Origin of the sequence: Saccharopolyspora shandongensis (assembly GCF_900106995.1) — a bacterium.
Lineage (GTDB): Bacteria > Actinomycetota > Actinomycetes > Mycobacteriales > Pseudonocardiaceae > Saccharopolyspora > Saccharopolyspora shandongensis.
In genome coordinates this window covers 1-9,131 of record NZ_FNOK01000113.1, presented here as the reverse complement: position 1 = coordinate 9,131, position 9,131 = coordinate 1, and the positions used below count along the sequence as shown (strand labels likewise).

General features: G+C 66.9%; 9 protein-coding genes and 1 pseudogene. 4 read left to right on the top strand and 6 right to left on the bottom strand.

Annotated features, from left to right (window positions below; translation table 11 throughout):
* A partial coding sequence (locus BLW84_RS50100; protein ID WP_281247506.1) for a helix-turn-helix domain-containing protein occupies nucleotides 1-241 on the bottom strand: 241 nt, incomplete at its 3' end.
* A gap of 763 nt (nucleotides 242-1,004) precedes the next feature.
* On the opposite strand from BLW84_RS50100, the gene BLW84_RS50630 reads away from it, so the two are divergent.
* On the top strand, nucleotides 1,005-1,211 hold the full coding sequence (locus BLW84_RS50630) for a PAS domain-containing protein (protein ID WP_093278923.1): 207 nt from the start codon (nucleotides 1,005-1,007) through the stop codon (nucleotides 1,209-1,211).
* Nucleotides 1,212-1,895: 684 nt separating this feature from the next.
* On the opposite strand, the gene BLW84_RS48280 is transcribed toward BLW84_RS50630, so the two are convergent.
* Complete coding sequence (locus tag BLW84_RS48280) at nucleotides 1,896-2,684, bottom strand: hemerythrin domain-containing protein (protein WP_218157771.1); 789 nt, start codon at nucleotides 2,682-2,684, stop codon at nucleotides 1,896-1,898.
* A gap of 771 nt (nucleotides 2,685-3,455) precedes the next feature.
* Here BLW84_RS48280 and BLW84_RS45515 point away from each other — a divergent pair.
* Nucleotides 3,456-3,839: a hypothetical protein gene (locus tag BLW84_RS45515; RefSeq protein ID WP_143061381.1), complete on the top strand. Its 384-nt coding sequence runs from the start codon at nucleotides 3,456-3,458 to the stop codon at nucleotides 3,837-3,839.
* A gap of 598 nt (nucleotides 3,840-4,437) precedes the next feature.
* Here the strand turns inward: BLW84_RS45515 and BLW84_RS45505 are convergent.
* The 3 genes from BLW84_RS45505 to BLW84_RS45495 form a co-directional block, all read right to left on the bottom strand.
* On the bottom strand, nucleotides 4,438-4,686 hold the full coding sequence (locus tag BLW84_RS45505; protein ID WP_143061380.1) for a hypothetical protein: 249 nt from the start codon (nucleotides 4,684-4,686) through the stop codon (nucleotides 4,438-4,440).
* Between the two features lie 837 nt (nucleotides 4,687-5,523).
* Nucleotides 5,524-5,913: a hypothetical protein gene (locus BLW84_RS45500; RefSeq protein WP_093278913.1), complete on the bottom strand. Its 390-nt coding sequence runs from the start codon at nucleotides 5,911-5,913 to the stop codon at nucleotides 5,524-5,526.
* Nucleotides 5,914-5,999: 86 nt separating this feature from the next.
* Nucleotides 6,000-6,839, bottom strand: coding sequence for a hypothetical protein (locus BLW84_RS45495; protein WP_143061379.1), 840 nt, complete (start codon nucleotides 6,837-6,839; stop codon nucleotides 6,000-6,002).
* 285 nt (nucleotides 6,840-7,124) lie between these two features.
* On the opposite strand from BLW84_RS45495, the gene BLW84_RS45490 reads away from it, so the two are divergent.
* Together BLW84_RS45490 and BLW84_RS45485 are read left to right on the top strand one after the other, a co-directional pair.
* Nucleotides 7,125-7,571, top strand: coding sequence for an Hsp20/alpha crystallin family protein (locus BLW84_RS45490; protein WP_093278909.1), 447 nt, complete (start codon nucleotides 7,125-7,127; stop codon nucleotides 7,569-7,571).
* Between the two features lie 64 nt (nucleotides 7,572-7,635).
* On the top strand, nucleotides 7,636-8,004 hold the full coding sequence (locus tag BLW84_RS45485; protein WP_093278907.1) for a helix-turn-helix domain-containing protein: 369 nt from the start codon (nucleotides 7,636-7,638) through the stop codon (nucleotides 8,002-8,004).
* Nucleotides 8,005-8,609: 605 nt separating this feature from the next.
* On the opposite strand, the pseudogene BLW84_RS50625 reads toward BLW84_RS45485, so the two are convergent.
* A pseudogene (locus BLW84_RS50625) lies at nucleotides 8,610-8,948 on the bottom strand (transposase); the annotation flags it as partial.
* Between the last annotated feature and the right edge of the window lie 183 nt (nucleotides 8,949-9,131).

Here is a 9,131-nt window from a genome sequence, read left to right as displayed (position 1 = left end):
GCCCGGCACGACCGGCGCCCTCCAGCGCCTCGTGGCCACCTGTCAACCACGCCCGGTGCCACTTCGATGCGGTCTGCTGTGATACCCCCAACGCCGAGGCCACATCGACCTGCCGCTCGCCCCGCTCGAACATCTCCGCCGCCCGCCTCCGCCGCTCACGCAGCGCCTCGAAATCCCGCCTAGCGGCGCCAGATTTGTTCTCACGGGACTGCTTACCCGTCGATCGTGAAGACCTCGCCACGCCACAATCATCCCACCGGGCAACACAAACCAAGCACAACGACACACCCTATAACCAAAAGATCATTAAGAGCGGACGATCAGCGGGATCTCGTTGGCGCGGCGGATGCTTGACTCCTGTCGGTACAACAGGGTATCCAGGTCGATCCAGACCGGACGCGGCTTGCGGAAGCGCCTCGCGAGCAGCGGATGCACACCTGGAACGTCTTCGACTGCCGGGCAACGCTGACCTCTGACTGCGCTGTCAGCGCCCGGAGTGCTGGGGCACGGGCTTGGGCTGGGGCATCAGGAGGCCACGGGCCTGCAGGAGCAGTGAGCGCGCGTCGTGAAGTCGGTTGAGGGCCATCAACTCCGCGGCTTTGTGTATCGGCCCGGCTACCTCGGCCGGAAGGGCGTCCGCGAGGCCGGGCACCAGCGCCTGGTCAAGGGAGGACAAGGCGCGCGAAGCGACCTGAGGATCCGTGTGGTTCGGATCCGTGGTCAAGGCGACGATCAGCGCTGAGTTCACCGCGGCGAGGATGGCCGCCTTGGGTCGAGACGGAAGACCAGGGCGTCGAGAACTGCCTAGCACCGCCGGCCCTCGACGGGCGCCGAGAGCCCGCAGGTGTCGGACGGTCCCGGACAGGTAACGGCTGCCCTCACCGCGGCCAGCCCGGCGGATACCCCCTGAGCTCCACGGTCCCTCGGGCTCACTGCAGCGCGCCTCGGGGACAACAGCGGCGTCGATTAGGTCGGCGCCGGTGAGATCAGACTGAAACATCCAAATGGTACCCGGCGAAAAGATGCTTTCCCGTATTCTCGACTGCGTCCCCCAACCAATCTGGGCGGTGGGCCCGGACGGATGCATTCTCTACACCAATCCATCCGCGGTTGCAGTGCTGGGCTACGACGAGCCGCGGACTTTGGCTGGACGGCCTACCCGCCGCTGTCGGTGGCGCTTGATCGTCAGGTGTGTCCCTGCGCCCAAGTGAATGATCCGCTCCATCGAACCCTCTGGTTAGTTCTGCCTCGTGCTGGGCGTGCACGGGTGCCAGGAGGTGGCCGCGGGCGTGCACCAGGTGGCCTGCCTCGACCCCGTCGGGCGAACCCCGCCCGACGGGGTCGAGGCAGGCCACGGTGAACGGCCGCGTTAGCGCCCCCAGGCTGGGCCAGGTCTGCACACGCGGATCCGGTGAAGCGGTGACGCGCCCCGCAGCGCAACCCGGCATGCGGGGCGCGTCGGTGTTCCACCGATCGACCGTGCCGCTTGATCGCTCGCGGTGGAAACAACCCGCTGGGCCCACCCGTCGGGCCCGGTTCCGCAACCTCGGGCGGGAAGCAACCCAAGGATCGGGTGGCGAGGGCAGAACGCCACAATGAGCAACCCTCGTCGCGAAATCTAATCTCGTCACACCGCTACCGCATGGCGGAGGACAAGGTCCGGATCGTGCTTCGACGAGGCCGAATCAGGTGTGGCAGCTGGACTTCAGCAAGTTCGAGTTGCAGGCCCAGATCGGCGAGCTGCCCACGGCGTTGGGTGAGGCTCATGTCGAGCTGCGGGTGTGGAAGAAATCCGCGAGCTTGATCCTGTTGATATTGCCGGTCATCGGATCGGTGAGCTGGGCGACCAGCGACGTCCCCGCGATGCGTTCGGCCTCGGCGATGGCTGGAAGTGCTCATCGGCCACCGGAGCCGATCGCATCCTTGACGCGGTCGACCATCGCGGCGAAGGGGCCGGTGAGCATCTGAGCAGTCGGGGACCCTGCGGCAATGGGGTGGGGGTGGGTCGGTGCCATCTTCTCGACCGCTTGTAGCCGACTGCCCATGCCGTCGAGCTGGTCTTGCTCGCAGCCCCGGCGCACGGCGGGAAATTCTTCCCGCTCCTCGTGCTCGGCGTGGTCGATCACCGAACGTTCGAAGTCCGAGAGCTTGGCGTCGAAGTCCGGGCTGTTGACGTCCATCTTCTCCAGTTCGGCGAGTACGTGGTTGGCTTCCTCTTCCTCGTGGTTCCGCGCCTCGGCCTCGGCCTCGCCGGCCGTCTTTTTCGCGACAGGCCTCAGGACCAACTCCTCAGCTGTCTCATGCACGGCCAGCAGAGCCCTCAGCTCGTCGAACCGGTTCTGCTTCTGCTCGCCCTGTGCGTTCTTGACCTCCGCGAAGAGGTCGCGGATGCGTGCGTGCTGCTCCAGGAGAACGCGGACCACGTCCCCGTCCGGAAGCCTCGCGGCTTCCTGGCGTTCAGTTTGTGCTGTGCTCACGGTGCCGCCCCCCGGTTTCCTCGGTTGTTTGGTCGGCTGTATTCGGATAACCGACGCGGGGCGGGGGCAAACGCCAGAGGAGGGTGTGGAGGCGATCACTGTCGCCGGCTGAACTTGATCGGTGTGGCGGGGCTGGAGCTGCTGCTGTACGCCTACCGGTAGGACGACGGCCACGGTATCGGCCTGCGACTGGTCGTCGGCGCCCACTGCCTGCAGCGAGCGCCGATCGCCGCCGGGTTGTCCGAGGCGTTTCGCTGCGACACCAAGCTGGAGCGGGCACTGGCCGCGGTGCGGCCGACGAACGACGTGCCCGGCACCCATGCCATCGGATGGCGAATTCGGTTTCGCCGGGAATCGTCCGCAGCAGCTGGGTTCCGGGAAGGTCCCGGACCTCCAGTGATCCGTCGGGGCGGCCGGCGAGCAGTCGATTACCGGCGAAGTCGACCGAATCGTCTTTGATCGACGAATCTTGGGCCGGTTGCCCCCGCTTGTGGCCGCGGCGCATCACACGTGATGTATGACCGCGGATCAGGCGAAATTCATCGGCCGTTGCCGGTCGCTCCCGGTTTCGTTCGCGGTCACTCGGGATGTGGTGCTGGTGGTCGGTGAGCGCACGGTCGAGCAGCAGCACGCCCTCGGGTGGCGGGGCGTGGTGGGATCGACCTCGTGGGTGCGCGCTTTCTGCAAGCGCTGCCGGGATGTCGATGGTGTGCAATGCAGCCACGGATTGTGTGGGTGTGATCGCTTGGGAACGTGAAGCTGCTACTCGGGTGGGGATTTCCGGCTGCAACGGTTGGCGCCGGCCCCCGTGATGGTCAACTCTGGGAGATCTCGGGGGGAGCCGTTCACCGTACGCCGGTGGACGTCGACCTCGGTTCCTGTGTTCACACTCTTCAGCAGAGAGAAATGACTATGACCTTGAGCAGAACCGCGCGCGCGGCCGTGTTCTTGTGCTGTACGGCGCTCGCTTTCCCGTTGATGCCCCAGGCTGCAGGCGCGGAGGAGGCCTCACCCGGAACCACGTCGAGGGAGGCTTCGCTGAGCTGGAGTCCGCACGTCTACGGCGACGACTGCACCATCTGGAAGGACAACGGCTGGTTCAAGTGGGAACTCCCGGACAACGCCCCACCTGACCTGCGGATCTACTTCTACCCGAATCGTGCGACCGGGCACACCAGCAGGCTGGCCAGCGACAGGTACGTCGAGTTGCCGAGGGCTACCACGTGGTACGTCTTCTTCTCCGACGGCAAGTACACCACGGAGCAGACGATCGTCACCCTCGGCAAGGAGGCCTTCCCCGGTCCGTGCCAGACCTCGGTCGGGCACAACGGTCCCAGCGGATCGTCATGGCCGAGTTCCTGACGGGGTCGTCGAAGGCCTGAGAAGCGCGGTCGGGGTTGCCCCGGCCCGACGCTACGCTCGCCCACGGGCTGCCCATTTCGGCTCCCGCACCCGGCCCGGGTGTGGGAGCCGAAAAGGGTGGCCCGGGTTCCGCTATCCGTACCGCCACGCAAGCCATTCTGGAACGCTAAGGCGTGTGACTTCAGCTGGTGGACCGAACCAGCACCTTGCGGTCTGCTCTCCGACGGGTACGTCGTGGACGTCCACAATCCCTGCGCACCCGGCAAATGGATCGGCATCAGCCTCTACTTGGCTAAACGGCAGCGAGCAGGTCGGCAGTGGCCCCGAACCCACCGCAGTGCCCAGGAGGCTAGCGCATCCACCGGTGCGGTTTCGAATCCGTCACGAGCCGAGCCGGCTCGATGTAGTGGTGACCGCGTCGGGCCTTGGGCATGGTCTGGGGTGGCGACCATGTTTCTGCCGCGGTGAGGGCTGATTCGGGTTGCCCGAGGTCGACGTGGGCCGCGATTTCGTGCGTGGTGGTGTTGGTGTTGCCGGCCCAGGACGCGAGGTCACCGCCCGCAGGTGCGGGCTTCCCGCTCATGTATGGCGGCGCCACCTACGCCGTTCCGATCTCGGGCCTGTAGCACAAGCGAAGCTGGAATACCGTGGTGTGGCCGTGCTTTTCGTGCCCACCTGTTCGCCAGGCAAGGTCGATGACCTCGACCCACTCGCCCTGCTTGGCAACCCAAGTGGCTGCATCGGCAAGCACGACCTCCGCCGTGCCGTCTGTGAGCATCACGCTCTCGATCGGCTCGTTGGGATCCAGCTGGTTAGGCGCACGAATCCCTGCCACGGCAACGTGCACCGGGTGATGGCAATCCCGAGGCGGGTCGGTCGGTCCGCGGCAGCTCAGGAGCCCCGATTTTTCGACGGATGCTATGGCCGGCCTCGTCCACAACGGACAAGCGGGAGCCGTCGAACCGCACACTCCCAGCGCCCGGTGACGATAGCCCGGTTCCAGCGTGGGAGTAGTCCAGGGAAAACCCGACGCGGATCAGGCGCAACGACCTGCAGCGACCACTCGACTCTCGGTGCCGCGACCTGGCCCGGCGTCGTCAGGATCTGGTCATCCAGGAACTCATCACAGTTCACCGGCCCGGTTTCGGCGTAACAGGTCAACGGCAGTGGGCGATGCGGATCGGCCAGCAACCCGGTCAACCGTGCGGCAGCCCGCCGCAGGGTAGGGATGTCCGGGGAGAAGGCCCGGCCTTCCAGAGTGATCGTCCGCTCTGATTTCCATCCCGGGGTGCGGATCGTGCCGTGCCGGTCGGGCGTGTCGGGGTCGAAAACGATGTCGCCGAGGCTCCAAACGGGGGAACCCTCCAAGCGAACACCTCATTGTCGTCCACGGATCCGATGGAGAGGTGTGCTTGCCCGAGCAGCAACTCTACCGGCGCGATCTTGCACTCGTCGCAGCCTGCAATCAGGCAATGCGAAGGACGGTCAAAAGGACGCTCCTCCTCTTCCGCAGAGTGCCCACGAATTAACGACTCAGAGCACTAGCTGGGTACGGGCACTCTCGGCGTTCGACTGCGCCAGCGACAGCGAATCCGCTACCGCGGTCCGGTACACCCTTCAGGGGTGGTGTCGGTGCGGGGAAGCAGTTGCCTGTGTCCCCGCACCCCAGTGTAGGCCCCGAGTCTCACAGGTCGGGTTCGCGTCGTGTTTGGAGGTCGCCGGAGGTGTGCAGGTCTACGTGTTCCATCGCGGTCCAGTACCGGTTGGCGTCGCCGACGGCCGTGGCCAGCTCGTCGCTGAGCCTGGCCAGGTGCGTTCCGGCGACCCGGAGCTTGTCGGCGGGGTCGTCGCTGGTCGTGGCCCGTTCGAGTTCCTGTTGATCGAAGCGGCCCACCTGGTCGGCCAGCACGGAGCTGAGGTTGCCGAGCTGGGCGAGGGTGCCCACGATCGCGGAGCCGAAGGCGTACAGCTCGTGCAAGGTTGGTTGCGCGGTTCTGGCCTGCTGGCTCACAGCCATCGCCACGGCGTTACGCGCCTGGTGCAGCGCTTCCAAAGGATGTTCCTGCTCGGACATGTGCTGCCTCCTCCGCTGCGTCCTGGTCTCCTCGCGGCGACCACTGCCATCATCGCCCGGCCTACCGCGAGGCGCGCTCCTGCTGATCATCGTGGGTAGGCGGGCCGGGTGCGACCGAGTCCGGCACACACCGGCGGTGCGCCAGCCGCGGGATGACCCCTTTCCGCTCGTGCGTTCACGTGCGTAACCACGGCTGCCCGCAGCGGGTCGGCGGTCGCCTCGAGCTCGCCCAGCAGCTGGGCGTGACGCTCCGGCGCTCCGGCGCAGCGGTCGGTGGAGGGATCGGCTGCTGCCACGTCCCGGTGGAGCGTGGCTGCCTTGGCATGTTGGGGGGCGAACAGGACCAGGCCCGCGGTGTCAGTGGCGGCCATCCAGTCGTCGAGGGTGGCCTCGGGGCCGGTCAGACCGAGCTCGGCCAGGTTCCCGACCATGCCCAGGTCGGTCTCGGCGGCACGGTCGGCGGGCACCAGCACGTTCCACCACACCTGGTGGTTGGTCACCGCCGCGGTCACAATCAACGCCCCATGCCCATCGTGCTGCCCCACAACCCACTCCACGGCGTCACCGGGCACACAGACGACTACCGGCACACCACCTACCCGGCAGGCGGGAAGCGTGGCCAGTCGGGCACGCAGCCGCTGGTCGGTCAGGACCTCCATCAACACCCGGGTGGTGTGCTCGCGTTCCAGCACCTGCTCGTCGAGGGCCTCGCGCACCCACAGCCCGTCGCCGGCGGCATGCTCGGTGTGCTCGACCCATCCCGACCGGTTCCCGTCGCCGACGGTGGTGGCCGCCATCAACTGCTGGGCCTGGCCCAGCGACGGCGCGCGCACGTGCACGGGAATCTCACCGTCGTAGGTCGCATAACCACGCCACCGAACCTGGTGGTCTAGCTCGCATCGGTACACCACATGCCGCGTTGCCATCGTCTGCACCACCTTCCACTATTGGAAAAATAGATGCAACGGCTCTACATAACCGCGAGTCAGCGGCCTTGCATATCTGGTGTGGTGGTTTCAGAATAAGTGTTGTAGGGCTATTGGCAAGAGGTCTACCAGGGAAAACAAGGGAGGTGAGCGGCTGTCGGTCATGTCTCCCCGCGGAGTGCTTGGGGAGCGAGCGACCTGCCGGGAACGGCCTGCGTTCCCCGGCACTCCCGCAGCCGAAATCGTGTGTGGTGACGATGAGCGTGTGAAAGGACGTGGTGGGTGATGACTCTGGCGTTCGATCCGTTCTTCCGTGATCTCAACCGGCTGACCGCCGAGGTGTTCGGCAGCGCCCGCGCACCCCAGACCATGGCAATGGACGCCTACCGGGCCGGCGATAACTACGTGGTCGAGTTCGATCTGCCCGGCATCGACCCCGAGTCGCTGGAAGTCAACGCGGAGCACAACACCCTGACCGTGCGCGCCCAGCGCCGAGGCCGCCCGGGTGGTGAGGGTGATGCCGAGGTCAGCTATCTGACCGCCGAACGCCCCCGTGGCACCTTCTCTCGCCAGCTCTCCCTCGGCAGCGGCTTGGACGTGGACAACATCAGAGCCGACTACACCGACGGGGTGCTCACCGTGACCCTGCCGGTGGCCGAGCAGGCCAAGCCGCGGCGCATCGAAGTCGGTCACGGCGGCGACCGCAAGGTCATCGAAGGCGCCACCCAATGACCCCCCGCTCCCGGGCCCGGCCTGCAGCCGGGCCCGGCGTGCATTCCGACCTCACGAGGTGCCTATGACCGCTCAATCGCCCAACGACCAGGTGACCAGCGCGTTCGACGACGCCGACTACCCCGCCTACACCATGGGCCGCGCCGCCGCGATGCTCGGCGTCACACCTGAGTTCCTCCGCAGCCTCGACGCTGCAGGGCTGCTCACCCCCGACCGCTCCACCGGCGGGCACCGCCGTTACAGCCGCACCGAACTCGCCCTCGCCGCCCGCGTCCGCGAACTCCTCGACTCCGGCCTCACCGTCCTGGCCGCCGCCTGCCGCATCACCAAACTCGAACGCGACCTCGCCGCCGCCCACGCCCGGATCACCGAACCCGAACACACAGACTCAGCGCCCAGCCGGGCTGCTCAAGCTCCGACACCACCCGGCTGATGACCCCGGGCACGGTGCCAGTCACTCGCGTGATGCCCCGGCTTCCCTGCCGTTTCGACGCTGGCCTGCAGTCGTCGTACGGAGTCGGCGGCACGGCCTTCCCAGTCGTGGTGGCCGCGCATTTGCCTTCGATGAACGCACAGACGTTGCCGTTGCCCCCCACTGTTCAAACAGGCACGCCAGCCCAGGCCGGGGCATGCTGAACCCACCGACACGCGAAAGGCGGCAGGTGGGGACCTGGCGAGTGAGGTTGCGCTCAGACGGGCGCTGGCAGGTGCGTACCCCAGGCGACACCCAAGCCTGTGCCCGGACCAACCGCGACCATGCCGTAAAACGCCGCGTGTGCCCTAGTACTGCAACGGCACTCGGCGATCAGGGGCGGATCTCGTTGCCCGATAATGGGATCAACCCGTCGAGGCCGGTCCCAGGTGCCCCTTTTCGGCCTCCTGGGCGCGGGTGGCAGCGAGGTAGGCGGCGGCGAGCATGGCCAGAGTGATGTGGGAGTGCCAGGCCCGCCACGACCGGGCCTGGCACTGGTCGAGCCCAGCCTCGTTCTTCGCGGTCCGGAAGCACTCCTCGATCGCCCACCACGCCCCGGCAACCGTGGTGCCGGTGTACTGACGCTGCACCCAGGCCGAGCGGACGCCTTTCTTGATGAACCTGGTCTCGTCGAGGATGAACACCCCAGTCGCGTCATCACCGAGCTGGTCCAGGACGTCACCGCGCAGGTCATCCCGGGCCCCGTCGACGTCCCAGTCCGTGGTGCGCAGCAACCGCTGCATCCCGTCCGGCGAGACCGCCCCGGCATTCTCGGCCAGCGTCCAGCCGTTCTTCCGCTCCCGCCCTGCCAGCAGCCTCCGCAGGTAGGTACCGACCCGCTGGCGCGGCTCGGACCTGGCGAAACGGCTGAAGATCAGCTCCACCACGGCATCCAACGACGCCACTCACCTTGCAAGATCCACCACGCGGTGATCATCACCGCCGACAGCTCTCAGCATCCCACGTCACGCCGTCGTTGCAGTACTCCCTGCTCAAGGCCCCGGATGTGTCCGTGGAACGGATTGGCCCTTGCTCATGCGCAGGATCAAGGCGACCGCGTCCTCCGAGTGGACTGCCGGAGTCAGGAC